Source organism: Streptomyces sp. NPDC059499 (assembly GCF_042749285.1).
Lineage (GTDB): Bacteria > Actinomycetota > Actinomycetes > Streptomycetales > Streptomycetaceae > Streptomyces.
The window spans coordinates 621,351-646,430 of record NZ_JBHYTT010000002.1 but is presented as its reverse complement, the minus strand read 5'-3'; the positions used below and the strand labels follow the sequence as shown (position 1 = coordinate 646,430).

27 protein-coding genes and 1 tRNA gene are annotated in these 25,080 nt (G+C 71.3%); 21 read left to right on the top strand and 7 right to left on the bottom strand.

Translation table 11 applies throughout. The annotated features are described in order from the left end of the window. Positions 1 to 38 precede the first annotated feature (38 nt). The 3 genes from ACFW9O_RS08350 (at position 39) to ACFW9O_RS08340 (ending at position 2,765) form a co-directional block, all read left to right on the top strand. Positions 39 to 665 (top strand): precorrin-8X methylmutase, encoded by a 627-nt coding sequence (locus ACFW9O_RS08350; RefSeq protein WP_351170042.1) that lies wholly within the window; start codon positions 39 to 41, stop codon positions 663 to 665. Beyond that, positions 662 to 2,176: a precorrin-3B C(17)-methyltransferase gene (cobJ, locus tag ACFW9O_RS08345; protein WP_384606440.1), complete on the top strand. Its 1,515-nt coding sequence runs from the start codon at positions 662 to 664 to the stop codon at positions 2,174 to 2,176. Before ACFW9O_RS08350 ends, cobJ begins: the two co-directional genes overlap by 4 nt. Before the next feature lie 76 nt (positions 2,177 to 2,252). Next, the gene (locus ACFW9O_RS08340; protein WP_384606437.1) at positions 2,253 to 2,765 is read left to right on the top strand and encodes a DinB family protein; all 513 of its coding nucleotides are present in this window, start codon (positions 2,253 to 2,255) and stop codon (positions 2,763 to 2,765) included. 5 nt (positions 2,766 to 2,770) lie between these two features. Here the strand turns inward: ACFW9O_RS08340 and ACFW9O_RS08335 are convergent, their stop codons facing one another. Continuing rightward, complete coding sequence (locus tag ACFW9O_RS08335) at positions 2,771 to 3,568, bottom strand: cobalt-precorrin-6A reductase (RefSeq protein WP_384606435.1); 798 nt, start codon at positions 3,566 to 3,568, stop codon at positions 2,771 to 2,773. A 15-nt stretch (positions 3,569 to 3,583) separates the two neighbouring features. Here ACFW9O_RS08335 and ACFW9O_RS08330 point away from each other — a divergent pair, with 15 nt between their 5' ends. Beyond that, positions 3,584 to 4,702, top strand: a complete 1,119-nt coding sequence (locus tag ACFW9O_RS08330; RefSeq protein WP_351170054.1) for a cobalt-precorrin-5B (C(1))-methyltransferase — start codon at positions 3,584 to 3,586, stop codon at positions 4,700 to 4,702. 41 nt (positions 4,703 to 4,743) lie between these two features. On the opposite strand, the gene cobM is transcribed toward ACFW9O_RS08330, so the two are convergent. Next, positions 4,744 to 5,493, bottom strand: a complete 750-nt coding sequence (gene cobM / locus ACFW9O_RS08325) for a precorrin-4 C(11)-methyltransferase (RefSeq protein WP_384606433.1) — start codon at positions 5,491 to 5,493, stop codon at positions 4,744 to 4,746. Beyond that, positions 5,490 to 6,779, bottom strand: a complete 1,290-nt coding sequence (gene cbiE, locus ACFW9O_RS08320) for a precorrin-6y C5,15-methyltransferase (decarboxylating) subunit CbiE (RefSeq protein WP_384606430.1) — start codon at positions 6,777 to 6,779, stop codon at positions 5,490 to 5,492. Before cbiE ends, cobM begins: the two co-directional genes overlap by 4 nt. A gap of 223 nt (positions 6,780 to 7,002) precedes the next feature. Between cbiE and ACFW9O_RS08315 the strand changes: the two genes are divergently transcribed. The 3 genes from ACFW9O_RS08315 to ACFW9O_RS08305 all read left to right on the top strand — a co-directional run bounded on the left by ACFW9O_RS08315 (position 7,003) and on the right by ACFW9O_RS08305 (position 9,557). Continuing rightward, on the top strand, positions 7,003 to 7,740 hold the full coding sequence (locus ACFW9O_RS08315) for a sensor domain-containing protein (RefSeq protein ID WP_384606427.1): 738 nt from the start codon (positions 7,003 to 7,005) through the stop codon (positions 7,738 to 7,740). A 148-nt stretch (positions 7,741 to 7,888) separates the two neighbouring features. Beyond that, positions 7,889 to 8,296, top strand: a complete 408-nt coding sequence (locus ACFW9O_RS08310) for a YciI family protein (RefSeq protein WP_384606425.1) — start codon at positions 7,889 to 7,891, stop codon at positions 8,294 to 8,296. Positions 8,297 to 8,321: 25 nt separating this feature from the next. Continuing rightward, entirely contained in the window at positions 8,322 to 9,557 is a 1,236-nt protein-coding gene (locus ACFW9O_RS08305; protein ID WP_384606423.1) for an RNA polymerase sigma factor, read from the top strand. A gap of 27 nt (positions 9,558 to 9,584) precedes the next feature. On the opposite strand, the gene ACFW9O_RS08300 is transcribed toward ACFW9O_RS08305, so the two are convergent. After that, positions 9,585 to 10,358 carry an SDR family oxidoreductase gene (locus ACFW9O_RS08300; protein WP_384606420.1) on the bottom strand — a complete coding sequence of 258 codons (774 nt, stop codon included), beginning with the start codon at positions 10,356 to 10,358 and terminating at the stop codon, positions 9,585 to 9,587. Between the two features lie 119 nt (positions 10,359 to 10,477). On the opposite strand from ACFW9O_RS08300, the gene ACFW9O_RS08295 reads away from it, so the two are divergent. Both ACFW9O_RS08295 and ACFW9O_RS08290 read left to right on the top strand, forming a co-directional pair. Further along, on the top strand, positions 10,478 to 11,098 hold the full coding sequence (locus ACFW9O_RS08295) for an HhH-GPD-type base excision DNA repair protein (protein WP_384606417.1): 621 nt from the start codon (positions 10,478 to 10,480) through the stop codon (positions 11,096 to 11,098). A 128-nt stretch (positions 11,099 to 11,226) separates the two neighbouring features. Continuing rightward, positions 11,227 to 12,750, top strand: a complete 1,524-nt coding sequence (locus tag ACFW9O_RS08290) for a M28 family metallopeptidase (protein ID WP_351170082.1) — start codon at positions 11,227 to 11,229, stop codon at positions 12,748 to 12,750. 39 nt (positions 12,751 to 12,789) lie between these two features. Here the strand turns inward: ACFW9O_RS08290 and ACFW9O_RS08285 are convergent, their stop codons facing one another. Next, complete coding sequence (locus ACFW9O_RS08285; protein ID WP_384606414.1) at positions 12,790 to 14,406, bottom strand: helicase HerA-like domain-containing protein; 1,617 nt, start codon at positions 14,404 to 14,406, stop codon at positions 12,790 to 12,792. Between the two features lie 103 nt (positions 14,407 to 14,509). Between ACFW9O_RS08285 and ACFW9O_RS08280 the strand changes: the two genes are divergently transcribed. Beyond that, positions 14,510 to 14,806, top strand: coding sequence for a type II toxin-antitoxin system VapB family antitoxin (locus ACFW9O_RS08280; protein ID WP_003955420.1), 297 nt, complete (start codon positions 14,510 to 14,512; stop codon positions 14,804 to 14,806). A 141-nt stretch (positions 14,807 to 14,947) separates the two neighbouring features. Next, positions 14,948 to 15,547 carry a LytR C-terminal domain-containing protein gene (locus ACFW9O_RS08275; RefSeq protein ID WP_351170085.1) on the top strand — a complete coding sequence of 200 codons (600 nt, stop codon included), beginning with the start codon at positions 14,948 to 14,950 and terminating at the stop codon, positions 15,545 to 15,547. Positions 15,548 to 15,575: 28 nt separating this feature from the next. On the opposite strand, the gene upp is transcribed toward ACFW9O_RS08275, so the two are convergent. Then, on the bottom strand, positions 15,576 to 16,211 hold the full coding sequence (gene upp, locus ACFW9O_RS08270) for a uracil phosphoribosyltransferase (RefSeq protein WP_329208898.1): 636 nt from the start codon (positions 16,209 to 16,211) through the stop codon (positions 15,576 to 15,578). 103 nt (positions 16,212 to 16,314) lie between these two features. On the opposite strand from upp, the gene ACFW9O_RS08265 reads away from it, so the two are divergent. From ACFW9O_RS08265 to ACFW9O_RS08230, 8 genes are all read left to right on the top strand, one after another. After that, entirely contained in the window at positions 16,315 to 16,563 is a 249-nt protein-coding gene (locus ACFW9O_RS08265) for a hypothetical protein (RefSeq protein ID WP_351170076.1), read from the top strand. A gap of 219 nt (positions 16,564 to 16,782) precedes the next feature. Further along, positions 16,783 to 17,364 carry a hypothetical protein gene (locus ACFW9O_RS08260; RefSeq protein ID WP_351170088.1) on the top strand — a complete coding sequence of 194 codons (582 nt, stop codon included), beginning with the start codon at positions 16,783 to 16,785 and terminating at the stop codon, positions 17,362 to 17,364. A gap of 81 nt (positions 17,365 to 17,445) precedes the next feature. Then, positions 17,446 to 17,874: a tRNA adenosine(34) deaminase TadA gene (gene tadA / locus ACFW9O_RS08255; protein ID WP_351170091.1), complete on the top strand. Its 429-nt coding sequence runs from the start codon at positions 17,446 to 17,448 to the stop codon at positions 17,872 to 17,874. A gap of 79 nt (positions 17,875 to 17,953) precedes the next feature. Next, positions 17,954 to 18,038, top strand: a tRNA-Ser gene (locus tag ACFW9O_RS08250). 442 nt (positions 18,039 to 18,480) lie between these two features. Further along, positions 18,481 to 18,645 (top strand): hypothetical protein, encoded by a 165-nt coding sequence (locus tag ACFW9O_RS08245; RefSeq protein WP_164494166.1) that lies wholly within the window; start codon positions 18,481 to 18,483, stop codon positions 18,643 to 18,645. 10 nt (positions 18,646 to 18,655) lie between these two features. Then, positions 18,656 to 18,949, top strand: coding sequence for a Dabb family protein (locus ACFW9O_RS08240; protein WP_384606411.1), 294 nt, complete (start codon positions 18,656 to 18,658; stop codon positions 18,947 to 18,949). Between the two features lie 188 nt (positions 18,950 to 19,137). Then, on the top strand, positions 19,138 to 19,995 hold the full coding sequence (locus ACFW9O_RS08235) for an RNA polymerase sigma factor SigF (RefSeq protein WP_329208905.1): 858 nt from the start codon (positions 19,138 to 19,140) through the stop codon (positions 19,993 to 19,995). A 234-nt stretch (positions 19,996 to 20,229) separates the two neighbouring features. Next, positions 20,230 to 21,096: an RNA polymerase sigma factor SigF gene (locus ACFW9O_RS08230; RefSeq protein ID WP_329208907.1), complete on the top strand. Its 867-nt coding sequence runs from the start codon at positions 20,230 to 20,232 to the stop codon at positions 21,094 to 21,096. 304 nt (positions 21,097 to 21,400) lie between these two features. On the opposite strand, the gene ACFW9O_RS08225 is transcribed toward ACFW9O_RS08230, so the two are convergent. Next, positions 21,401 to 21,616, bottom strand: a complete 216-nt coding sequence (locus ACFW9O_RS08225; RefSeq protein ID WP_384606402.1) for a hypothetical protein — start codon at positions 21,614 to 21,616, stop codon at positions 21,401 to 21,403. Positions 21,617 to 21,986: 370 nt separating this feature from the next. Between ACFW9O_RS08225 and ACFW9O_RS08220 the strand changes: the two genes are divergently transcribed. Together ACFW9O_RS08220 and ACFW9O_RS08215 are read left to right on the top strand one after the other, a co-directional pair. Continuing rightward, on the top strand, positions 21,987 to 22,499 hold the full coding sequence (locus tag ACFW9O_RS08220; RefSeq protein ID WP_351173187.1) for a MarR family winged helix-turn-helix transcriptional regulator: 513 nt from the start codon (positions 21,987 to 21,989) through the stop codon (positions 22,497 to 22,499). Between the two features lie 23 nt (positions 22,500 to 22,522). Then, positions 22,523 to 24,997, top strand: coding sequence for an MFS transporter (locus tag ACFW9O_RS08215; protein WP_384606400.1), 2,475 nt, complete (start codon positions 22,523 to 22,525; stop codon positions 24,995 to 24,997). The last annotated feature ends 83 nt before the right edge of the window (positions 24,998 to 25,080 follow it).

The window sequence follows — 25,080 nt, the reverse complement described above, 5'->3', positions numbered from 1 at the left end:
CCGCAGGCCACAAACCCGATGAAGAAAGCGACAGCACTGTGCATCAGTACGAGAAGGACGGACCGGCGATCTACCGCCAGTCCTTCGCCACCATCCGCGCGGAGGCGGATCTGGCAGGGCTGCCCGCCGACGTGAGCCAGGTCGCCGTCCGCATGATCCATGCCTGCGGCATGGTCGACCTCGTACGCGATCTCGCCTTCTCGCCGGATGCCGTGGCCGGCGCCCGCGCGGCGCTGCGGTCCGGTGCGCCCATCCTGTGCGACGTGGCCATGGTCGCCAGCGGTGTCACCCGAAAGCGGCTGCCGGCGGACAACGACGTGGTGTGCACCCTGTCCGACCCGGCCGTCCCGGAACTGGCCGCGAAGCTCGGCACCACCCGCAGCGCCGCCGCACTGGAACTGTGGCGCGACCGCATGGAAGGGGCTGTCGTCGCCGTCGGCAACGCGCCCACCGCCCTCTTCCGGCTCCTGGAGATGATCGAGGAGGGCGCCCCGCGCCCCGCCGCCGTCATCGGTGTCCCGGTCGGCTTCATCGGCGCCGCCGAGTCCAAGGACGCGCTGGCCGCCCATCCGTCCCGCCTCGAGCACCTGATCGTGCGCGGCCGTCGCGGCGGCAGCGCCATGGCCGCGGCGGCCATCAACGCGATCGCCAGCGAGGAAGAGTGAGCGTGAGCGAGCACAAGAAGACCGGACGGCTGTACGGGGTCGGGCTCGGGCCCGGCGACCCGTCCCTGATGACCCTGCGCGCCGTGCAGGTCATCGCCGAGGCCGATGTCGTGGCGTACCACTCCGCCCGGCACGGCCGGTCCATCGCCCGTTCCATCGCGGCGCAGCACATCCGCGCCGACCACATCGAAGAGGCGCTGGTCTACCCCGTCACGACGGAGACCACCGACCACCCGGGCGGCTACCGGGGCGCGCTGGACGAGTTCTACACCGAGGCGGCGGCCCGCCTCGCGGTCCATCTCGACGCGGGGCGCACCGTCGCCGTGCTCGCCGAGGGCGACCCGCTGTTCTACGGCTCGTACCAGCACATGCACAAGCGGCTCGCGGACCGTTACGCCACCGAGGTCATCCCGGGCGTCACCTCGGTCAGCGCCGCCGCCGCCCGTCTCGGCACCCCGCTCGTCGAGGGCGAGGAGGTGCTGACGATCCTGCCGGGCACGCTGCCGGAGGAGGAGCTGACGGCACGTCTGGCGGCCACCGACTCGGCGGTGGTGATGAAACTGGGCCGCACGTTCCCTGCCGTGCGCCGTGCGTTCGAGGCGTCCGGGCGGCTCGCCGAGGCCCGTTACGTCGAGCGCGCCACCATGGCCGGGGAGCGCACCGGCGATCTGGCGGACACCGACGCGGACTCGGTGCCGTACTTCGCGGTCGCGGTGCTGCCGAGCCGGATCGACGCACCCCGCCCCGAACGGGCCGCCGGCTCCGGCGAGGTCGTCGTGGTGGGCACCGGGCCGGCCGGCCCGCTGTGGCTGACGCCCGAGACCCGCGGGGCGCTGGCCGCCGCCGACGACGTCGTCGGCTACACGACGTACCTGGACCGGGTGCCGGTACGGCCGGGGCAGCAGCGCCACGGCTCCGACAACAAGGTCGAGTCGGAACGGGCGGAGTTCGCGCTGGACCTGGCGCGGCGCGGGCGGCGGGTGGCCGTCGTGTCGGGCGGTGACCCGGGGGTCTTCGCCATGGCCACGGCCGTACTCGAGGTGGCGTCCCAGGACGCGTACACGGACATAGCGGTACGGGTGCTGCCCGGTGTGACCGCGGCCAACGCCGCCGCCGCCCGCGCGGGTGCTCCGCTGGGCCACGACTACGCCACCATCTCGCTCTCGGACCGGCTCAAGCCCTGGGAGGTCATCGCCGAGCGGCTGCGCGCCGCGGCCACGGCCGATCTGGTGATGGCGCTGTACAACCCCGGTTCACGCAGCCGGACCTGGCAGGTCGGCAAGGCCCGCGACCTGCTGCTGGAGCACCGCTCCCCGGACACACCCGTGGTGCTCGGGCGCGATGTCGGCGGCCCGGCGGAGAGTGTGCGCACGGTGCGCCTCGCCGATCTCGATCCGGCCGAGGTCGACATGCGGACGATCCTGATCGTGGGGTCCTCGCAGACCCGGTGGGTGCGGCGGGGGGACGGCCGGCAGATCGTCTGGACGCCGCGCCGCTACCCGGAGGGCTGAACGCGGTCGCGGCGGGGACGGGCGGTGGCGGGCCGCTGCCCGTCCGCTGTCGGACCCCCGTGCCACGATGGCGGACATGAGCGCTCCCGAACGCCCCATGCCCCCTTTGGACGCCGGTGAGCGGGCCTCTCTGGAGAGCTGGCTCGACTTCTACCGCGCCACGCTCGCCCAGAAGTGCGACGGCCTGACGGAGGACCAACTCCGCGAGGCGACCGCGGCACCTTCGCCGATCACCCTGCTCGGACTCGTCCAGCACCTCGCGGAGGTCGAGCGGAACTGGTTCCGCCGGGTCCTGGCCCAGGAGGACGTGCCGCCGCTCTTCACCCCCGGGGCCGATCCCGAAGCCACCGACGGCGGTTTCGACCTCGCCCACGGAGCGACGTACGAGCAGGCCCTGCCCGTCTGGCAGGCCGAGATCGGCCGGGCACGGGAGAACTGCGCCGCCCGCGCACTCGATGACACCAGCCCCTTCATGGGCGGGCAGGTCACCCTGCGCTGGATCTACACGCACATGGTCGGCGAGTACGCCCGCCACTGCGGGCACGCCGATCTCGTACGCGAACGGATCGACGGTCGTACGGGCGTCTGAGCCGGCTAGGGTCTTTCGTTTGGATCAGGCCGGGCTCGCGCGGTCCGGCACGCGAGGTCGCGCAGCCAGCCGACGGCTTCCCGGGGGGTCCCGGCCACCGGCACGCCCTCCGGTACCGGGGGCCGCCGGACGACGACCACCGGTATGCCCGCCTCGCGGGCCGCGGTGAGCTTGGGGGCGGTCGCCTCGCCGCCGCTGTCCTTCGTGACGAGGACATCGACGCGATGGCGGCGGATCAGCTCCCGCTCCCCCTCCAGCGTGAACGGCCCACGGTCCAGCAGCGTCTCCATCCGCGCCGGGTGCGGCGCGTCGGGAGCGTCCACCGAACGCATCAGGAACCAGAGCTCGTCCAGACCGGCGAATGCGGCGAGACCCATCCGGCCCGTCGTGAGGAAGACCCGTCGGCCAAGTCCCGGAAGAAGCCCGGCCGCCTCCGCCAGCGAGCCGGCCGCGTGCCACCGGTCGCCCTCCGAGGGCACCCAGCCGGGCCGGCGCAACGCCAGCAGGGGAACATGGACTGCGGTGGCGGCCTCGGCCGCGTTGAAACTGATCTTCCCGGCGAAAGGATGGGTGGCGTCGATGACCGCATCCACTCGGTGCGCCCGGAGCCAGGCGGCCATGCCGTCGGCTCCGCCGAATCCACCGATGCGCACCTCGCCGGGCGGCAGTTTCGGGCGGCCGACACGACCCGCGAGCGAGCTGGTCACCCGGGCCCCGGCGGGCAGTCCGTCCGCGGCCGCCAGGGACTCCGCGAGCAGGCGGGCCTCCGTCGTTCCGCCGAGGACGAGTACGTGCAGCGGCATCGGATCGGTCCATCCATGAGCAGTGAGGCGCAGGGCGGGCGCGCCGCCCAACTCAAGCACACCGGTCTGCGGCCCGGCTGGACGACCGGTGCATGTGCGACCGCCGCGGCCACGGCCGCGTACACCGCGCTGCTGACCGGCGAGTTCCCCGATCCCGTGACCATCACCCTGCCCCGGGGGCAGACCCCGGCCTTCGCGCTCGCGGTGGAGGAGCTCGGCGACGGCTTCGCCACGGCGGGAGTGGTCAAGGACGCGGGCGACGACCCGGACGTGACGCACGGTGCGCTGGTCAGGGCCACTGTGCGGCCGCTCCCACCGGGGACCGGAGTGGTCTTCCGGGCGGGGCCCGGCGTGGGGACGGTGACGCTCCCGGGGCTGCCGCTCGACGTAGGGGAGCCCGCGATCAACCCCGTGCCCCGCCAGATGATGCGTGACCACATGGCGCGGGTGGCGGCCGAGCACGGCGGCACCGGCGACGTCGAGATCACGGTCTCGGTGGACGACGGCGAGGAGATCGCACGTTTCACGTGGAACATTCGCCTGGGCATCCTGGGCGGCCTCTCGATCCTGGGCACGACAGGCGTCGTGGTGCCGTACTCCTGCTCGGCCTGGATCGACTCGATCCGTCGCGGGGTGGACGTCGCACGAGCGGCCGGGCACACCCATGTGGCGGGGTGCACGGGCTCGACCTCGGAGAAGACGGTGGTGACCGAGTACGGGCTGCCGGAGATCGCCCTCCTGGACATGGGGGACTTCGCGGGTGCGGTACTCAAGTACGTGCGCCGGCATCCGGTGGAGCGGCTGACGGTCTGCGGAGGGTTCGCCAAGCTGTCCAAGCTCGCCGCGGGTCACCTGGACCTGCACTCGGGCCGCTCCCAGGTCGACAAGATCTTCCTGGCCGGGCTGGCACGGCAGGGCGGGGCGAGCGAGGCGCTGGCGGCCGAGATCGAGGTCGCCAACACCGGCCTGGCCGCGCTGCAGTTGTGCGCGGCGGCCGGTGTACCGCTGGGCGACCTGGTGGCCGTGGCCGCGCGTGACCAGGCGCTGTCCGTGCTGCGGGGGGCACCCGTGGCGGTGGACGTGATCTGCATCGACCGCGCGGGGACGGTGGTGGGGCGGAGCGAGATCCGGTGACGGGAGCCGTCAGCCCCCAGCACTCGCCGGACAGGATCGGGTCAGCAGGTGTGGCGGTCCCGGGCAGGGGAGTAGAGGTGGCTGTCACGGAACTGCTCCGCACCCAGCGTCCGGCCCACCATGATCACCGCGGTCCGGATCACCCCCGCCGCCTTGACCTGCTCGGCGATGGAGTCCAGTGATCCGCGCAGGATGATCTCGTCCGGGCGCGAGGCCATGGCCACCACGGCCGCGGGGCAGTCGGCCCCGTAGTGCGGCAGCAGTTCGTCGACCACCCGGTCCACGTACCGCGCCGCGAGGTGCAGCACGATCAGCGCGCCGCTGCGGCCCAGCGTGGCCAGGTCCTCGCCCTCGGGCATCGCGGTCGCGCGCTGGGCGATCCGGGTGAGGATGACGGTCTGGCCGACCGTGGGCACCGTCAGCTCCCGCTTCAGCGCGGCGGCGGCCGCGGCGAACGCGGGCACCCCGGGCACCACGTCGTACGGCACGCCCGCCTCGTCGAGCCGCCGCATCTGCTCGTTCACCGCGCTGAAGACCGAGGGGTCGCCCGAGTGCAGCCGGGCGACGTCGTGACCGTCGCTGTGGGCGCGGACCAGTTCGGCGGTGATCTGGTCGATGTCCAGGTCGGCGGTGTCCACGAGCCGGGCGTCCGGCGGGCATTCGGCAAGCAGCTCGCGCGGCACCAGACTGCCCGCGTACAGGCAGACAGGAGAGGCGGCGAGAATGCGCGCGCCGCGCACCGTGATCAGGTCTGCGGCGCCGGGGCCCGCGCCGATGAAGTGCACGGTCATCTGTTGTCTCCTGAGGCGTGTGAGTCGGGCTGGGCTTTGCGTACGGACCACTGCGTCACGGGCATCGCCTGGCGCCACCCGGTGAACCCGCCGACCGGCACCGCGTGGGCCACCGCGAGCCGCACCAGGTCGCCGCCGTGCAGGCGGTACCGCTCGGCGAGCAGCGCCTCCGACTCCAGCGTGACCGTGTTGGCGACCAGCCGGCCGCCCGGGGGCAGCGCGTCCCAGCAGGCGTCGAGCAGGCCGGGCACGGTGAGGCCGCCGCCGATGAACACGGCGTCGGGGACGGGCAGTCCGGCAAGGGCGTCCGGCGCCCGGCCGGTGACCACGCGCAGGGCGGGGACGCCGAGCCGGTCCGCGTTGCGGGCGATGCGCCGGGCGCGCACAGGGTCGCGCTCGACGGTCACCGCGCGGCAGGACGGATGGGTCCGCAGCCATTCGACGGCGATCGATCCGGAGCCGCCGCCGATGTCCCAGAGGAGTTCACCGGGGGCGGGCGCGAGTACGCCGAGCGTGGCGGCGCGTACGTGGCGCTTCGTGAGCTGGCCGTCGTGTTCGTACGCCTCGTCGGGCAGGCCCGGCACGGCGCCGACGCGCAGGGCGTCCGGCGTGGAGCGGCACTCGACGGCGATGACGTTGAGGGGGTCGCCGGGCTCTCGCGCCCAGGTGTCCGCGGTGCCGTCCACACAGTCCTCGCGCTCGCCGCCGAGCTGTTCGAGCACCCGCATCCGGCTGGGACCGAAGCCGTGCTCCCGCAACAGGGCGGCCACGGCGGCCGGAGTGGCCGCGTCCGCGCTGAGGACGAGCAGCCGGCGCCCGTCGTACAGGGCGGCGGCCAGCCGGGCCGCGGGACGGCCCACCAGGGTGACGACCTCGGTGTCCTCCAGCGGCCAGCCGAGCCGGGCGCAGGCGTAGGAGGTCGACGACGGGTGCGGCAGGACGTGCAGCGCCCCCGGGCCGAGCTCCTCGGTGAGGGCCCGGCCGATGCCGTAGAACATGGGGTCGCCGCTGGCCAGTACGGCGATCCGGTTCCCCTCGTGGGCGGCGAGCAGGCCGCGTACGGCGGGCCGCAGGGGCGACGGCCAGGGCACGCGCCGGCCCTCGCAGCCGGGCGGGAGCAGCCGCAACTGGCGCTCACCGCCGATCAGTACCTCGGCGTCCAGGAGCGCGGAGCGTGCCGTGTCCGGCAGGCCCGCCCATCCGTCGGCACCGATGCCCACCACGCTCACGGCACGCAGGTCGGGCGAGGACTGCGGGGCGGGTGGTTCGGATGGTGCGGGGGACACGGCCGGTACCTCGGTGCTCGGGGATGACGCTGCCGAACTCTACTGTCCGGTCCGGTCCGCGGCCCGGCCAGGTCGGACGACCGGCCACCGGGATCCCCCGAGGCGCCCGGGGGGGCAGCCCCACCCCCAACCGGCCTGGTCACCCCATGCCGTTGGGGGCGCGGATCCACGAGTGTGGAGCACGTCAGCACGGAGCATCCCACCCGATGATGTCGAGGCCGCCATGACCACCAGCACCCTCCCGCGCACCACAGCACCGTCCACCGCCGACGCGCCCGTCGCGCGGGCCACGGGGGCCGCGCCCACGACGGCGTTCCGGCGCGGCCCGTTCGCCGCGGCCACGTACCGGGAGATCGGTTACGCGCTGACCTCGCTGCCGATCGCCATCGGTGGATTCGTCCTCTCCGTGACCCTGTTCTCGCTCGGCGCCGGGCTCTCCCTCACGGTGCTCGGCCTGCCTGTCCTCGCCGCCCTGCTCGCCGCGGCACGCGGCCTCGGTGCGACCGAACGGCGACGGGCGGGCGCACTGCTCGGCCTGGACGTCACCGGGCCGGCAGACATCCCCGCAGCGAAGCGGTCCGGCCGGTGGGCGGGCGTCCAGGCCCGGCTGACGGACACGGCGGGCTGGAAGGCACTGCTCTTCCAGGTCGTCATGTTTCCGTGGCGGGTGGTGAGCTTCTGCCTGACGCTGACCTTCCTGATCACCGGATGGACGGTCGCGCTCTACCCGCTGTACGCCTGGGTCTTCCCCCGTTACGTGGGCTGGCCCGGATACCAGGTCTTCGACTACACCTCGGACGGCGTCCGCCACCAGTACTACCTCTCCTCCCCCCTGCAGATCGCCGCGGCCTCCCTCCTCGGCCTCGTGATCGTCTTCCTCACACCGAAGCTCGTCCGGGCCCTCACGAACGTCGACCGCGCGGCGGTACGCGCCCTGCTCGGCCGGAACCGGGCGCGGTAGGGCGCGGCGCGCCCGCCCGCTGCCGGGCCGCACCTGCTGGGGTGATTCCGGAAAACCCCCCGCGTGGTGTCGAGAACCCGCCCGCGGCTCCGACGTCCCCTGTGAGAGCTGCCCACGAGGGGCAGCGCAGCCGCCGAGGGAGCGAATCATGAAGTACCTGGTGATGGTGCAGGGGTCCCAGGCCGACTACGAGGCGATGCGCGGCAAGGCGTCCGCGAACAGCCCGGCCTGGAACGAGAAGGACGTGAAGGCGATGTTCGCCTTCATGGAAGGAATCAGCAACGACCTCGCCGAGTCGGGTGAGATGGTGGACGGCCAAGGGCTGGTCGAACCCGCGAAGACCCGTTTCGTGAGCGCGGGCGCCGACGGACAGCCGGTGATCTCCGACGGTCCGTACGGGGAGACCAAGGAGCTCCTCGCCGGGTACTGGGTGCTCGACTGCGAGAGCCTGGAGCGGGTGACCGAGATCGCGGCACGCATCGCGCTCTGTCCGCAGCCCGAGGGCGCGCCCGAGTACCCCGTGGTGATCCGCCCGATCGACTCGGGCGGTGCCTGAGGAACCGCCTGCTCGGAGGTGACGTGTGGACCGTCGGACGACGGACGTCGAGGACCTGCTGCGCCGGCACGCGCCGCAGGTCCTCGGCGCGCTCGTGCGCCGGTACGGACACTTCGACGCCGCCGAGGACGCCGTGCAGGAAGCGCTCCTCGCGGCGGCGCAGCAGTGGCCGGAGCGGGGACTGCCGGACAACCCCCGCGGCTGGCTCATCAGGATCGCGTCCCGGCGGCTGACCGACCAGTTGCGCAGCGACTCCGCCCGGCACCGGCGCGAGAGGACGGCGGCAGCACTCACCCCGCGGGACGCGTTCACCGCCCCGCCGCCCGGGGAGAGCCGGGCGCCGTCCGAGGACGACACCCTCACCCTGCTCTTCCTGTGCTGCCACCCGGAGCTGACTCCCGCCGCCCAGGTCGCGCTCACCCTGCGCGCCGTCGGCGGCCTCACCACGGCCGAGATCGCCCGGGCCCACCTGGTGACCGAGGCGACGATGGCCCAGAGGATCAGCCGGGCCAAACAGAAGGTCCGGGGAGAGCCGTTCCGCCGGCCGGGGCCCGCCGACCGCGATCTGCGGCTCGCCGCCGTGCTGCAGGTGCTCTACCTGATCTTCAACGAGGGATACACGGCGACCTCCGGCAGTGACCTGCACCGCGCGGACCTCGCCCGCGAGGCGATCCGGCTGACCCGTTCCGTACGGGTGCTCCTGCCCAAGGAGGGCCGGGTGGCCGGCCTGCTGGCGCTGATGCTGCTCACCGAGGCCCGCAGCGCGGCCCGCAGCGGCCCGGACGGGGAGCTGATCCCGCTCGACGAGCAGGAACGCACCCGGTGGGACCGTGCAGCGATCGCGGAGGGCGCCGCCCTGGTGGAGGAGGCACTCTCCGAGGGCCCCGCGGGGTCCTACCAGCTGCAGGCGGCGATCGCGGCACTGCACTGCGAGGCGGAGCGCGCCGAGGACACCGACTGGCCGCAGATCCTCGCCCTGTACGACATCCTCGTGGCCCGCGCCCCGGACCCCATGGCCGCGCTCGGCCGCGCGGTGGCCGTGGCCATGGTGCACGGCCCCCGGGCCGGGCTGGCGGAAGTGGACGCGCTGAGCGACCGGCTGGCCGGTAACCACCGGCTGGACGCCGTACGGGCCCACCTGCTGGAGAAGGCCGGGGACCGCGAGGGGGCACGGGCCGCCTACCGGCTGGCCGCCGACCGCACGCTCAGCGCACCGGAGATCCGCTACCTGCAGATGCGCGCCGCCCGCCTGCGGCCCTGAAGCCCCGCGACCCGGCGCCCCCGGCCCTCAGCCCCGGAGCTTCCGCTCCTCGAGCCAGGCCGCGAACGTCGTCGTGCCGGTCACGTCCGGCCGGTCCGGGATCAGCGCACCCGCCCGGACAGCCCTGCCCACCGCGCCCGGCAGCGCCAACGGCACCATCCGCGCGCGGCTGCCGGTGACCGAACGCCACTGCCGGGCGAGGTCCCGGACATCGGCGGTCTCGGGTCCGGCCACCTCGATACGGCCCCGGAGCGCGGGCCCCTCGGCGGCATCGGCCACCGCCACGGCCACCTCCCCGGACGCCACGGTCCGCAGGAGCATCCTGGGCAGGACCAGCACTCCGAAGCGGGCCATCGGGGCGAACAGCCCGGCCACCAGTTCGTGGAACTGCGTCGCCCGTACCAGGGTCCAGTCCACCGGGCCCGCCTCCACCACCCGCTCCTGCGCGACCTTCGCCCTGTAGTACCCGAAGGGGACGCGCTCGCAGCCGACGATGGAGACACAGACGTGGTGGCGGACCCCGGCTGCTTCCTCGGCCGCCAGCAGGCGCCGCGAACCCTCGACGAGCGTCCGCGCCGCACCTTTCGAGGACGTGCTGTTACTGGCGTCCACCACGACGTCACAGCCTTCGAGCGCCCTGTCCAGGCCCTCCCCCGTGGTCAGGTCGACGCGGTACTCCCGCGAGCGACGGCTGAGCACCCGCACCTGGTGACCGCGCGAGCGCAGCGTGTCGACGACCCCCCGGCCCAGGGTCCCGGTTCCGCCGGCGACGGCCATGGTCAGCTTCTCGTTGGCGTTCATGCACCGAGAACGAACGGCGCTCCGGACAGGTGACATCCCCGCTCCCCGGATGCCTCCGGACTCCCCGCCCGGCATCACTGGACTCGCCGATCCCCGCCGCTCTCGCGATCATCGTAAATATGACCAAGAGCAACGACGGCATGGACTTCACGGTGCGGATCGCGCAGCAGTCCGACGCGGACGAGCTCCTCGGACGCAGTCCGCTCGCAGCCCTCGTCGGCATGCTGCTGGACCAGCAGGTCCCCATGGAGTGGGCGTTCACCGGCCCGTACACCCTGGCCGGACGCATGGGCTCGGACGACCTGGACGCGCACGAGATCGCCTCCTACGACCCGGAGGCGTTCACCGAGCTCTTCACCTCCAAACCCGCCCTGCACCGCTATCCCGGCTCGATGGCCAAGCGGGTGCAGCAACTGTGCCAGTTCCTGGTGGCGGAGTACGGCGGAGAGGCGAGCGCGGTCTGGGAGGGCGCCGGTACGGGCGCCGAGCTGCTGAAACGCCTCAACGCGCTGCCCGGGTTCGGCACCCAGAAGGCGCAGATCTTCCTGGCTCTGCTCGGCAAGCAGTTCGACGTCCGCCCGACCGGATGGCGGGAGGCGGCAGGTCCGTACGGAGAGGCGGGCTCGCACCGCTCCGTCGCCGACATCACCGGACCCGACTCGCTCGCCGAGGTGCGTGCGTACAAGCAGGAAGCGAAGGCGGCGGCCAAGGCGGCGAAGGCGACGGGACGGGCCAAGTGATCACGAACGGGCCACACAAGCGATCACAACCGGCGCCTGCGGTTCACAGATGCCGGTCCGCTCGCTAGCTTTCACGCACATCCGTTCGCATCGGAAGGACTCCTGTGCACGCAACTCGTCGCAGAGCCATGGCGGTTGTGGCCGCCACCGCCCTGGCCACACCGCTCCTCCTCGCCGCGTCCCCGCACCAGGGCCACGCACCCCACGACCCGGCCAAGGACGCCGCCAAGCTGTCGCGGACCCTGGTCAAGAACTCGTCCGCGAAGGACGCCCACCGGCACCTGGAGCAGTTCCAGGCGATAGCCGACTCGGCGGACGGCCACCGCGCGGCCGGCTCGCTGGGCCACGACGCCTCCGCCGCCTACGTCTACCGGCAGCTCCAGAAGGCCGGTTACGAGGTCGGCTACCAGGCCTTCGACTTCGTCTACACCGAGACGCTGGCCGAGAAGCTCTCCGTGGTCTCACCCACGCCCCGTGACATCTCCATCAAGGCGATGACGTACACGAAGTCCACGAAGGAGGGCGGGGTCCGCGCGGCCCTCGTCGCCGTTCCCGTCGACGACACCACCGGCTGCGAGGCGGCCGACTACGCCTCCGCGACCTTCACCGGCAAGATCGCGCTGATCAAGCGCGGCGGCTGCTCCTTCGCCGTGAAGCAGGCGGCCGCGGGTGTCGCGGGCGCGGCCGGCGCGGTGATCTACAACAACACCGAAGGCGTGCTCTCCGGCACCCTCGGGGACGTCGAGTCGGGGAAGATCCCCACCGGCGGACTCCTCCAGGCAGAGGGCGAGAAGCTCGTCGCGGACCTGGCCAAGGGCGAGGTGACGGTCGACTTCGAGATCCGTGAGTTCCAGGAGGAGCGCACCACCCGCAACGTCGTCGCGGAGACCCGCCGCGGGAACCCGGCGAAGACCGTCATGCTCGGCGCGCACCTCGACTCGGTCACCGACGGCCCCGGGATCAACGACAACGGATCGGGCTCGGCCGGCCTCCTCGAAGTCGCCCTGGAACTCGCCAAGTCCCACAAGCAGCCCGCCAACAAGGTGCGGTTCGCCTGGTGGTCGGCGGAGGAGAACGGCCTGCTGGGCTCGGAGGCGTACGTCGCGAAGCTCTCCGAGGAGCAGCGCAAACAGGTCGCGCTCTACCTCAACTTCGACATGATCGCCTCGCCGAACGGTGTGCAGTTCGTCTTCGACGGCGACAACTCCGACAACGTCGGCGAGGGCCCCGGCCCCGAGGGCTCCGCCCAACTGGAGCGTGACATCAACCGGTTCCTGGACGGGAAGGCCAAGCCCCACACCGGCACGGACTTCACCGGACGCTCCGACTACGGGCCGTTCATCGAGGTCGGCATCCCGTCCGGCGGTACGGACACGGGCGCCGAGGGCATCAAGACGGCCGACCAGGCGACGACGTTCGGCGGCACGGCCGGCATCGCGTACGACCCGTGCTACCACGCGGCCTGTGACGACCTGGACAACATCGACATGGCGCACTTCGACACCAACATCGACGTGATCGCCAACGCCGTGGGCACCTACGCCTACGACCTGCGCTCCCTGACCCGCCCGGTCCCGTCCGCCCCCACCACCGGTGAGCCCGGCAGCGGCGGCGGACTGCGCGAGGGCCACGGGCACGGCGTCACCGAGTAACCCGGACCGTTCCCTCACGCCGCAGGCGGCGAGCCCCGCTCACCGCCTGCGGCGTGACGTGCCGAAGAGCGACCGCGAGATCTCCCGCCCGACCTGCGTACCCACGCTCCGGGCCAGGGCCTTGAACATGCTGCTCCCCACCACCTGCCGGACCAGCGAGTCCTCTTCCTTCCGCTCCCCCGGCGCCGGGGCCGACTCCCCGGGCGCGCTCTTCCGCGCCTCGGGCGCCCCCGCCGCCACGGCCTCCTCCACGGCCGCGCGGTCCGCCGCGTCCCGGTCGGCCCGCCCGGACTCCTCCCGGCCGGCCGCGAGCTTCTCGTACGCGGACTCACGGTCCACGGCCTCGGCGTAACGCCCGTACAGCGAGGACCCCTTCACCGCCCGTTCCAGCGCGTCCGCCGGCACCGGCCCCATCAGTGACTGCGGTGCCCGCAGCCGGGTCGCCGCCACCGGGGTGGGCGCGCCCCTCTCGCTCAGCACGGTGATCACGGCCTCGCCCGTACCCAGCCCGGTCAGGAGCTCCTCCAGGTCGTACGGGGAGTCGGGGAAGGTCTTCACCGTCGCCCGCAGCGCCTTCGCGTCGTCCGGGGTGAACGCGCGCAACGCGTGCTGCACCCGGTTGCCGAGCTGGCCCAGCACCTCGGCGGGGACATCCTTCGGTGTCTGCGTGACGAAGAAGATGCCGACTCCTTTCGAGCGAATCAGACGCACGGTCTGTGTGATCGCTTCAAGGAACGCCTTGGACGCGTCGGCGAACAGCAGATGCGCCTCGTCGAAGAAGAAGACGAGCTCGGGCCGGTCGGGATCACCGACCTCCGGCAGGTCGTGGAAGAGGTCGGCGAGCAGCCACATGAGGAACGTCGAGAAGAGCTGCGGCTTGTCCTGTACGGCCGCCAGTTCGAGTACGGAGACCAGCCCCCGCCCGTCGGGGGCCCGCCGGAGGAACTCGGCCGTATCGAACTCCGGCTCCCCGAAGAAGTCGCCCGCGCCCTGCTGTTCGAAGGCGGTGACCGAGCGCAGGATCACCCCTGCGGTTGCCGTGGAGAGCCCGCCGATGCCCTTCAACTCGGACTTTCCGGTGTCCGAGACGAGGAAGGCGACAACGGCCCGCAGGTCCTTGAGATCGACCAGTTCCAGGCCCTTGGAGTCCGCGTAGTGGAAGATCAGCCCCAGGGACTGTTCCTGTGTGCGGTTGAGCTGGAGGACCTTGGAGAGCAGGACCGGTCCGAAGCTGGTGACCGTCGCACGCAGCGGAATGCCGGACCCGATGCCGCCGAGCGCGTAGAACTCGCTCGGGAATCCGGCCGCCGACCACTCCTGTCCGACCTGCCCGGCGCGCTCGCTCACCTTCTCGCCGGGCCGTCCGGGTGCGGAGATGCCGGAGACGTCGCCCTTGATGTCGGCGAGGAAGACCGGCACCCCGTTCGCCGACAGCTGTTCGGCGATCAGCTGGAGGGTCTTGGTCTTCCCGGTGCCCGTGGCGCCCGCCACGAGGCCGTGCCGGTTGAGCATGCCCAGAGGGATACGGATCCGCGCACCGGGAAGGGCCGCACCGTCCCAGAGGAGCGCGCCGAGTTCGAGGGCGGCACCGGAGACCGCGTACCCGGCGGCGATGTCCTGAGCCTGTTGCGGCAGTGCGCTCTCGCTCCCAGTCATGACAGCCCCTGTTCCGGTTTCCCCCGATTCATTGCGGTTTGCCAAGCATCGCAGTCCCGTCCCGTGGCTGCGCCCGGAGGTCCTTGCCCGGTAGGCTTTCCGTGTGATCTTCAAGCGCATCGGAAATGGGCGGCCATATCCTGACCACGGCCGGGAAAGCACCCGACAGTGGGCGGATGTCGCGCCGCGCCCGGTCCGCCTCGACCAGCTGGTGACCACCAAGGGCCAGCTGGACCTCGAGACCCTGCTCGCCGAGGACTCCACGTTCTACGGCGACCTGTTCGCGCACGTCGTGAAGTGGCAGGGCGACCTCTACCTCGAGGACGGGCTGCACCGCGCCGTGCGCGCCGCCCTGCAGCAGCGCCAGGTGCTGCACGCACGCGTTCTCGAACTCGGCTGACCGCGCCACTCCCACCCGTGGCCCATTTCCGGCCTTTCGAGTGCTTTTATGCACATACGGGTGCCATCTGTTGATCGTTTAGTAGGCATCATCACCAGGTCGCACTACGCTGCGCCCATGAGCATGCTGACCCCTCCCGGCATGGGCGGAAAGTACCGCATCACGGGCAACACCTACCCGCGCATGCGCCGCCCCCGTCATCGCCGCAGGCTCGTCCTGTCGGCCGTCGCTGCCGTTGCGGCCCTCGGTCTGGCCGGATGGGGCACGCTGCAGCTCATCGACGTCTTCACCGGTGGCGACGGACGGGCGAACGCGGCCGAGCGCACGAAGGCCTGCCCCTCGCCGACGGCTTCGGCACCCGCCAAGGCGCTCCCCAAACCGGCGACCATCAAGGTCAACATCTACAACGCGACGCCGCGCAGCGGGCTCGCCAAGGCCGCCGCCGACGAACTCAAGAAGCGCGGCTTCACCATCGGCAAGGTGGGCAACGCCACGGCCGCGTACGACAAGAAGGTGCCGGGCACCGCTCTGCTGCTCGGCGCCCCGAAGGCGGCCGACGGTTCCTTCCCGGTGCTCGGCACGCAGCTGCCCGGGGCCGTACAGAAGACCGACGCCCGCCGGACGGCGGACGTCGATCTGATCATCGGTACGAAGTTCACGGCGTTCAGCACGCCCGCGGCGGCCGCCTCCGCGCTCACCGCCCTGACGAAGCCCGCCCCGGCCCCGTCCACCTGCCGGTGACCGGGCGGCCGGTGACCGGACGGCCCCGTCAGTCGACGGTGCCGTACATCCGGTCGCCGGCGTCGCCGAGCCCCGGCACGATGTAGCCGTTCTCGTTGAGCCGCTCGTCGACCGAGGCGGTGACCACCGTGACCGGCGCGCCGGCCAGCTCGCGCTCCATGACCTCGACGCCCTCGGGCGCCGCGAGCAGCACGACCGCGGTGACGTCGTCCGCGCCGCGCTTGATCAGTTCCCTGATGGCCGCGACGAGCGTGCCGCCGGTGGCCAGCATCGGGTCCAGGACGTAGACCTGACGCCCCGAGAGGTCCTCGGGCATCCGCGTCGCGTACGTCTCCGCCTGGAGCGTCTCCTCGTTGCGGATCATGCCCAGGAAGCCGACCTCGGCGGTCGGGAGCAGCCGCACCATGCCGTCCAGCATGCCGAGACCGGCGCGCAGGATCGGCACGACCAGGGGCCGCGGGTACGACAGCTTCACGCCGGTCGTGGCGGTCACCGGGGTCTCGATGTCGACCTGCTCGGTCCGCACATCCCTGGTGGCCTCGTACGCGAGGAGGGTGACCAGCTCGTCGGCGAGCCGCCGGAAGGTCGGGGAGTCGGTGCGCTTGTCGCGCAGCGTGGTGAGTTTGTGCGCGACCAGCGGGTGGTCGACGACGTGGATCCGCATGCCGTCAACAGTAGCGGGGCCCCGGACGGGCTTCCCGCACGTCTGCACTGGCATCAAGCACCTGTTCGGGGGGAAGGTGGGGGCATACGGACCCAGGCTTGGGGTGGTGTGTCGATTGCCCGACGGGGAGCAGCGGAAACAGCGGCAGGCCGGACGCGACGCGCGCGACCTGCCCGACGTGCAGGAGAACGTGCAGGACGCGCAGGAGAGTGACGCGGCGCGCCGGAGGCGCCGGGTCCAGTTCCTCCGTGAGCTCCATGAGGCGAAGCAGCTCCGCGACCGGGTCCAACCGCGCCGCGCCCGCGCGGCCCGTATGCGCCAACAGATGCGGATGCGCACGTTCCGCTGGTGATCACCCGCCGTGCGGACCTCCATGCCCCTCCCCGGACGCCCGCGAGGAGACCCCCGCCGAGCGGGCACTCCCGGAACTCATGGCCGACGCAACGGTCGAAGACGTCTCGCTTCGCGCTCGTTTCTGCCACGATGCCGATTGGGCGGGGCCCAGAGCAGCCGGAAGACCGTGCTGCCCTCCCGTCGGACCGATTCACCTATGACCAGTGGGAGAGTCACGGTGTACTTCGCCGCACTGCTCGCGCGCACCGAAGACGGGTGGGAAGCGAGCGATACAGAGCTCGACGATGTGGAAACCCTGTCCGACCTGACAGATCTGGCCCGAGAGGCCTCGGTGGACGAGGACACGGTCCTGGTCTACATCGAGCAGGAGGACGCCTGGTTCGGCGTCGTCCGGGTGGACGGTGAGGAGGACCCCCGTATCTACATCTCGGACGCGTCCGCCGCCGCCCGCTCCTCGTACGGGGAGATCCTGCTCACCGATGAACTGCTCGGCCGCGAACCGGGGGCCGACGACGAGATCGCCGCACTCGAGGAACTCGTGGACCTCGACGGTACGGAGGACGGCGAACCGGACGAAGCCAAGGACAGCGCCGACGGCCGGACCGCCGCCGCTGTCGCCGACCCCGACCCCGACCTGGACCACGACCCCGACGCCGTACCGGCGGGGCCGCTCGGAGATCTCGGGGTCCTCGCCGACCTCGGACTGTCCGAGAAGCAGTTGCTGACCCTGCGCACCGACGCGCTGGTGGAGATCGCGGACGCGCTCGGCGCGGCCGAGGTCCTGGAGACCGTCCGTTAGGGTCCGCGGGTGAACGCACCACCACCCCTGCCCTCCTCACCGCCTCCCTCCGATCCCGTACGGGACCCGTGGCAGGCACCCATGCGCCATGCCCTGGACCAGGCAGCGCAGGCGGCGCTGGCCGGCGATGTGCCGGTCGGCGCCGTTGTCCTGGGTCCGGACGGCGCCCTGCTCGCCACCGGCCACAACGAGCGCGAGGCGACGGGCGACCCGACCGCGCACGCCGAGGTCCTCGCGCTGCGCCGCGCCGCAACCGCTCTCGGCGCCTGGCGGCTGACCGGCTGCACGCTGGTGGTCACCCTGGAGCCCTGCACCATGTGCGCGGGCGCCCTCGTGCAGTCCCGGATCGACCGCGTGGTCTACGGGGCACGGGACGAGAAGGCCGGCGCCGCCGGTTCGCTCTGGGACGTCGTACGGGACCGTCGGCTCAACCACCGCCCCGAGGTGATCCACGGGGTGCTGGAGGACGCCTGTGCGGCCCAGCTGACCGCCTTCTTCCGCGAGCGCTGACCCTGCCGCGCACGCGCTCGGGCCGGGCGGCGGGAATCTGATTTCGAACCATGGCCCGGGATGGTCTAAGCTCTCTCTCGGTAGCGTGTCCGAGCGGCCGAAGGAGCTCGCCTCGAAAGCGAGTGTGGGGAAACTCACCGAGGGTTCAAATCCCTCCGCTACCGCTCATACGAAGGGCCCGGCGCATTGCGCCGGGCCCTTCGGGCGTTCCTCGCGCAGGACATGACTGTGGCCCCGGCTCGGAAGCCGGGGCCACAGTCATGTCCTGCATCAGGTTCGAGGTCGGGGGAAGCGGCATCGGGGGGACAAGCCGCTTCCCCCGGTGGAAACAGGGACCAGGGGGCCCTCGCCGCGGTCAGGGGGAATCTCGCGGTGTGGACCCCGGAGAGGTCCTGTTCCTCGGCCCGCACGTTTCGGTTGCATCCGGCGGGCTCGCTTCCCATCCTGCCTCCTGGCAGAAGCCGCAGCCGGGGGCAAAGGGCCCGGATCGGAGGGTCCTTCGTCCTTAAAGGCCACATCAGTGATCGGAAACAGCCAGCGGATACGGCCAAACGTGCGGCTAGAATCACCCGACTGCACAGGTGATCGAAAGGGAGAGGCGGGGCTGTGGTGCAAGCGAAGAAGATCGCGCTCTACTTGATTGTGGTCTTCGTGCTGTACACGATCATCACGTCTCCCGCCCGGGCCGCCGACCTCGTCCAAGTCGGCTTCGAAGGCGTTTCGAGCGCCGCGCAGGGCGTGGGGGATTTCATGTCCGAGCTCGTGAAGTAGGAGAACCCCCATGATCCGCCACCTGGTCCTGTTCAAGCTGAACGACGGCGTGGAACGGGACGATCCGCGGGTCGTCGCCGGCGTACAGGCCTTCCGCGCGCTCGACGGAACGATCCCCGAGCTCGCGTTCTGGGAGTGCGCCTGGAACATCACCGACCGGCCGATCGCGTACGACTTCGCGATCAACTCGGCGGTCGCGGACGAGGACTCCCTGAAGCGCTACATCGAGCACCCGGCACATCAGGCGGCTGCCGGACAGTGGCGCAAATTCGCCACTTGGGTGATTGCCGACTACCCGTTCTGACGCGTTTCCGCCTTTCGGCCCTTCGGGCCCCTCACCTTTCAGGAGAGGGGCTTTTCGGCATGTTTAAACCGAATCGCGCTCAACACGACTTTTTCCGGTGCTTGCACACAGTGGACATGTCTTGTGATGCTATGACCGCTTTTGACGGATGAGTTGACCGTAGTTGACCGCAAAGGGGTGGCGACACCGTGCCGGCCAGTACAGCGCCTCAAGTCCCGCCCCAGAACGTCCAGACGGACGACATCCAGACCGAGACGCCTGATCCCTCCACGCCCACCAGAACCCGGGGCGCGGACACCAGGGCGCTCACCCAGGTGCTGTTCGGCCGGCTCAAGGGCCTCGAACCGGGCACCTCGGAACACCGCAGGGTGCGCGCCGCCCTGATCGAGGCGAACCTGCCCCTCGTGCGGTACGCCGCGGCCCGTTTCCGCAGCCGCAACGAGCCGATGGAGGACGTCGTCCAGGTCGGCACCATCGGTCTCATCAACGCCATCGACCGCTTCGACCCGGAACGCGGCGTCCAGTTCCCGACGTTCGCCATGCCGACCGTGGTCGGGGAGATCAAGCGCTACTTCCGCGACAACGTGCGGACCGTGCACGTCCCGCGGCGGCTGCACGAGCTCTGGGTCCAGGTCACCGGCGCCACCGAGGATCTGACGACCGCTCACGGCCGCTCCCCCACGACGGGCGAGATCGCCGAGCGGCTGAAGATCTCCGAGGACGAGGTGCTCGCCTGCATCGAGGCGGGCCGCTCCTACCACGCGACCTCCCTGGAGGCCGCCCAGGAGGGCGACGGCCTGCCGGGGCTCCTGGACCGGCTCGGCTACGAGGATCCTGCTCTCGCCGGGGTCGAACACCGTGATCTGGTACGGCATCTGCTCGTCCAGCTGCCGGAGCGCGAGCAGCGGATCCTACTGCTGCGCTACTACAACAACCTGACCCAGTCCCAGATCAGCGCCGAACTCGGTGTCTCCCAGATGCACGTGTCAAGGCTCCTGGCCAGAAGTTTTGCCCGTCTGAGATCCGCAAACAGGATCGAGGCGTAACCGGAACGGGTAGACCCTGCGGAGACCGGTTCCAGCGGCGCAAAAGCCGTACACCCCCTGTTTCCAGGGCAGTTTTGGCGCTGACTTGTCGACATGTCACTACAGCGTGTTGCCGACATGTGACATTCTGCTGGAACCGCGTTTGCCGCAGCTCTACCTCCGGTATTCAGGTGGAGGCTGCGTTCCTCCGATGGTCGTGGCCACCGCGACCGTCCGCGACCTCAAGGGGGTGGCATGTCCGCAGAACAGGGCAGCTCGAAGGTGCTCACGCTCACGAAGAGCGCACCAGCACCTGCCGTGCTCACCAGCTCATCGGAAGCCATCGACACCCGCACTCTGTCCCGCTCCCTGTTCCTGCGGCTCGCCGCACTGGGTCCCGCATCGGGTCCCGACGGAACGGACAGTCCGGAGCGGACCTATGTGCGGGACACACTCATCGAGCTCAACCTCCCGCTCGTGCGGTACGCGGCGGCGCGGTTCCGGAGCCGTAACGAACCCATGGAGGACATCGTCCAGGTCGGCACGATCGGCCTGATCAAGGCGATCGACCGGTTCGACTGCGAGCGGGGGGTGGAGTTCCCCACGTTCGCGATGCCGACCGTGGTGGGCGAGATCAAGCGCTTCTTCCGCGACACCTCGTGGTCGGTGCGGGTTCCGCGCCGGCTCCAGGAACTGCGGCTCGCGCTCACCAAGACCAGTGACGAGCTCGCCCAGAAGCTCGACCGCTCGCCGACCGTGCCCGAGCTCGCCAAGGCGCTCGGGGTCTCCGAGGAGGACGTGGTCGACGGGCTGGCCGTCGGCAACGCCTACACGGCCTCCTCGCTGGACTCCCCGTCCCCCGAGGACGACGGCGGCGAGGGCTCGCTGGCGGACCGCCTGGGGTACGAGGACGCGGCGCTGGAAGGCGTCGAGTACCGCGAGTCCCTGAAGCCGCTGCTGGCCAAACTCGCCCCGCGCGAGCGGCAGATCATCATGCTGCGCTTCTTCGCCAACATGACCCAGTCGCAGATCGGTGAGGAGGTCGGCATCTCGCAGATGCATGTCTCACGGCTGCTGACCCGGACGCTCACCCAGCTCAGGGAGGGGCTCATCGCGGACTGACCCGTACGGGTCGGTGATTGACGGCGCATCAGCCGGTCCGGCGCGTACGACGCCGGACACGCGGCTCCACCGGCCGCCGGGGCACCTTGTTCACCGCCTCGGCGGCCGCGGTGCGCCCGGGTGCCGTCCGCGGTCGACCTGTGCCCGGCAGGGCGGGCGCCGACAGGAGGCGGGCGCCGCACCGCGTGAGGACACGGCACGACGCCCCGGCCCCCCGGCGGGCAGGCCGGGGGACCGGGGCGTCACGCCGTGGGAAGTGACAGGGACGTGACCTGAGCAGGGTCCCCGTCCGCGGGGACCGCGGTCAGCCGAGCGCGAGCCAGGCGACCGCGCCGAGGACGACGACGACCGCGACGACGACCGCGATCACCCCGGCCTTCGGCCCGGAAGACGTCGCGGCAGGCTGCTGCCTGCGCTGCGGCTCGCCCTCGTCGACGAAGGCGCGGAACATCTGCGTGCTGCCCGCCGGGTCGTGAGTGCCCTCGGGGCCCGGCTGCGGGGCGTGGGGGTTGTGTGCCATGGCCCAGGACACTAGCGAACTCGGAGGTGCCGCCCAACCCCCGGGTCCACAGCGGATGATGCCCGTCCAAGCCGTCCACGGCCTCTTCACCCCTCCACCGAAGCGCTCCGCACCGCCTCCACGGGCCCGTCCGGCCGCTTCCCGCGGAGATTCCGCCGCTTCCCGTGAAGTGCGGCCCCGCTCGCACCCTGTGCCACGGAACACATCCGGCGCAGCTCACCGGCCCTGCGCTGCGGGCTTGACCGGGAGCCTACGGAGGCTTTTGCCTTCCTTTACTTCTGCAAGCCCCTTTTCGTTTGCCTGTAGCAACCAACAGCTTCTATCGTTGCCCTAAGCAACAAGATGATCCCGGGAGAAAGCTGGAGGACCGGTGGCCGCACGGAGCCAGTACGAGGAACTGGCCCGCCAGCTCAGCGCCATCGGAGCCGTCAAGAGGGGCCTCGCCCGCATCCTGCCCGCAGAGTGCCCCGGCGGTTCGGCCGCCGTGCTGACCCTGCTGTCCCGGTACGGCGAGATGCGGATCACCAGGCTCACCGAGCTTCTCGCCGTGAACATGTCGGTGACCAGCCGGCACGTGGCCCACGCCGTGGACAACGGCTGGATCGAACGGTTCCCGGACCCTGCGGACAAGCGGTCCCGCATCGTGCGGCTGACCCCCGCGGGCAACGACCTGCTGGGCGAACTGTCCAGGCGGACCACCGAAATGTTCGCCCACAACCTCCCCGACTGGTCCGACGAGGACGTCGGACAACTCAACACGTTGCTGTCCCGGCTGCGCGACAGCTTCTCCTGCCGCAGCCTCGTGGGCTGCACCCCCGGAAAGCACAGCGGCGACTGCCGCACCGGGCACTCCGACGATTCGCACACCCGTACACCTGTGTAACAGAAGCAAAGACAAGGAACTCCATGGCTACGACCACACCGACCGGTGTGCGGGGCGGCCACGCCAAGCACGGGGCATCGGACGCCCCCGACGGCACGCCGATGACACACCGCCAGATCATGGAAGCGCTCACCGGGCTGCTGCTCGGCATGTTCGTCGCGATCCTGTCGTCGACCGTCGTTTCCAACGCCCTGCCGGAGATCATTTCCGACCTCGGCGGCGGTCAGAGCGCCTACACCTGGGTCGTCACGGCCTCGCTGCTGGCCATGACCGCGACCACCCCCCTGTGGGGCAAGCTCTCCGACCTGTTCAGCAAGAAGCTGCTGGTCCAGATAGCACTGATCATCTACGTGCTCGGCTCGGTCGTGGCCGGTCTGTCGACCAGCAGCGGCATGCTCATCGCCTGCCGCGTCGTGCAGGGCATCGGAGTCGGCGGTCTCTCGGCCCTGGCCCAGATCGTGATGGCCGCGATGATCTCCCCGCGCGAGCGCGGGCGCTACAGCGGCTACCTCGGCGCGGTCTTCGCCGTCGCCACCGTGGGCGGCCCGCTGCTCGGCGGTGTCATCACCGACACCAGCTGGATGGGCTGGCGCTGGTGCTTCTACGTCGGTGTGCCGTTCGCGGTCATCGCCCTGATCGTGCTGCAGAAGACCCTGAAGCTCCCGGTCGTCAAGCGCGAGGTCAAGGTCGACTGGTCGGGCGCGTTCTTCATCAGCGCCGCCGTCTCGCTGCTGCTGCTCTGGGTGACCTTCGCGGGTGACAAGTACGACTGGGTCTCGTGGCAGACCTACACGATGCTCGCGGGCGCGGTCCTGCTCACGCTGGTCTTCGTGTTCATCGAGTCCCGTGCCAGTGAGCCGATCATCCCGCTGCGTCTCTTCCGTAACCGGACCATCACCCTGGCCTCCATCGCCTCGCTGTTCGTCGGCATCGCGATGTTCGCCGGCACCGTCTTCTTCAGCCAGTACTTCCAGCTGGCGCGCGACAAGTCGCCGACCATGTCCGGCGTCATGACCATTCCGATGATCGCCGGGCTCTTCCTCTCGTCGACGGTCTCGGGCCAGGTCATCACCAAGACGGGCCGCTGGAAGGCCTGGCTGGTCACCGGTGGCTTCCTCGTCACCGCGGGCCTCGGGATGCTGGGCACCATCCGGTACGACACCGAGTACTGGCACATCGCCGTCTTCATGTTCGTGATGGGCCTCGGCATCGGCATGATGATGCAGAACCTGGTCCTCGCCACGCAGAACCAGGTCGCTCCCGCCGACCTCGGCGCGGCCAGCTCCGTCGTCACGTTCTTCCGTTCGCTCGGTGGCGCCATCGGCGTCTCCGCGCTGGGCGCCGTCATGGCCAACCGCGTCACCCACTACGTCAAGGACGGCCTGGCCGACCTCGGCCCCCAGGGCGCCGCGTTCGGCCACGGCGGCACCGGCGGCGGGGGCATCCCCGACCTGGACAAGCTCCCCGCGCCGTTCCGCACCGTCATGGAGGTCGCCTACGGCCACGGTGTCGCCGACGTCTTCCTGTACGCCGCCCCGGCCGCACTCGTCGCGTTCATCGTGACGATCTTCATCAAGGAGGTCGCGCTGAAGACGAACGCCGGCAACGACAAGGTCCCGGCCGGCGAAGGGGCACCCGCCGCGGAGGCCACCGAGGCCACCACGGGCACCACCGCACTCGTCGCCGAGGCCACGGCCGGTGTCACCTCGGTCGAGGCCCCGGTCGTGACCGCGCAGGGAACGCCCGTACGCGGAGTGGTGCGCGGCGCCGAGGGCGCGCCTGTCGCCCGGGCAGCCGTCACGCTGATCTCGCTGGGCGGCCGGCAGCTGGGGCGCTCCGTCGCGCAGGCCGACGGCGGCTACGTACTCGACGCGCCGGGCTCCGGCAGTTACGTCCTGATCGCGTCCGCCGACGGCTTCCAGCCGCAGGCCTCCACCGTGGTCGTCGGCGAGGAGCCGCTCGCGTACGACATCCTGCTCGCCGGTACGAGCGGTCTCTCCGGGACCGTGCGGACCGAGGACGGCAGCCCGGTCCGGGGCGCGATGGTCGTCGTGACCGATGTGCGCGGCGACGTGCTGGCCACCGGCACCTCGGGCGACGCGGGCGACTTCACCTTCGGCGAGCTGATCCCCGGCACGGTGACCGTGGCCGTGACGGCCGCCGGCTTCCGTCCGCTGGCCCTGCCGGTGGAGATCGGCGGCCAGGGAGTCACCCGGGTCGACGCGGCACTGCGGGCCGGTGCGCTGGTCCAGGGTGTCGTGCGGGCCGGCTCCGGCGGGGCCCCGCTGCCCGACGCCCGGGTCACCCTCATCGACGCGGCAGGCAACGTGGTCGCGGGCTCGACGACCGGGGAGGACGGGGCGTACGCCTTCACCGACCTGGACGCGGGCGAGTACTCGGTCATCGCGACCGGTTACCCGCCGGTGGCCACCGCACTGACCGTGACGGGTGCCGGGGCCGACGGCCACGACATCGAGCTCGCCCACCCCGGCGAGTAGACACACGGAAGATCCACAAAGACCCCTGGCGGAACAGCGCTTCGAGCGGAGAGGCTGTGCGCGCCGGCGGAAACGGGCCCCGT

Excerpts from the sequence above, each read along its gene's own strand:
- ACFW9O_RS08340 (WP_384606437.1), top strand. The coding sequence starts at position 2,253 with ATGAGCGCTCCCGAACGCCCCATGCCCCCTTTGGACGCCGGTGAGCGG.
- ACFW9O_RS08335 (WP_384606435.1), bottom strand. The coding sequence starts at position 3,568 with ATGCCGCTGCACGTACTCGTCCTCGGCGGAACGACGGAGGCCCGCCTG.
- ACFW9O_RS08330 (WP_351170054.1), top strand. The coding sequence starts at position 3,584 with ATGAGCAGTGAGGCGCAGGGCGGGCGCGCCGCCCAACTCAAGCACACC.
- cobM (WP_384606433.1), bottom strand. The coding sequence starts at position 5,493 with ATGACCGTGCACTTCATCGGCGCGGGCCCCGGCGCCGCAGACCTGATC.
- ACFW9O_RS08315 (WP_384606427.1), top strand. The coding sequence starts at position 7,003 with ATGACCACCAGCACCCTCCCGCGCACCACAGCACCGTCCACCGCCGAC.
- ACFW9O_RS08310 (WP_384606425.1), top strand. The coding sequence starts at position 7,889 with ATGAAGTACCTGGTGATGGTGCAGGGGTCCCAGGCCGACTACGAGGCG.
- ACFW9O_RS08300 (WP_384606420.1), bottom strand. The coding sequence starts at position 10,358 with ATGAACGCCAACGAGAAGCTGACCATGGCCGTCGCCGGCGGAACCGGG.
- ACFW9O_RS08295 (WP_384606417.1), top strand. The coding sequence starts at position 10,478 with ATGACCAAGAGCAACGACGGCATGGACTTCACGGTGCGGATCGCGCAG.
- ACFW9O_RS08290 (WP_351170082.1), top strand. The coding sequence starts at position 11,227 with ATGGCGGTTGTGGCCGCCACCGCCCTGGCCACACCGCTCCTCCTCGCC.
- ACFW9O_RS08285 (WP_384606414.1), bottom strand. The coding sequence starts at position 14,406 with ATGACTGGGAGCGAGAGCGCACTGCCGCAACAGGCTCAGGACATCGCC.
- ACFW9O_RS08275 (WP_351170085.1), top strand. The coding sequence starts at position 14,948 with ATGGGCGGAAAGTACCGCATCACGGGCAACACCTACCCGCGCATGCGC.
- upp (WP_329208898.1), bottom strand. The coding sequence starts at position 16,211 with ATGCGGATCCACGTCGTCGACCACCCGCTGGTCGCGCACAAACTCACC.
- tadA (WP_351170091.1), top strand. The coding sequence starts at position 17,446 with ATGCGCCATGCCCTGGACCAGGCAGCGCAGGCGGCGCTGGCCGGCGAT.
- ACFW9O_RS08240 (WP_384606411.1), top strand. The coding sequence starts at position 18,656 with ATGATCCGCCACCTGGTCCTGTTCAAGCTGAACGACGGCGTGGAACGG.
- ACFW9O_RS08230 (WP_329208907.1), top strand. The coding sequence starts at position 20,230 with ATGTCCGCAGAACAGGGCAGCTCGAAGGTGCTCACGCTCACGAAGAGC.
- ACFW9O_RS08225 (WP_384606402.1), bottom strand. The coding sequence starts at position 21,616 with ATGGCACACAACCCCCACGCCCCGCAGCCGGGCCCCGAGGGCACTCAC.
- ACFW9O_RS08215 (WP_384606400.1), top strand. The coding sequence starts at position 22,523 with ATGGCTACGACCACACCGACCGGTGTGCGGGGCGGCCACGCCAAGCAC.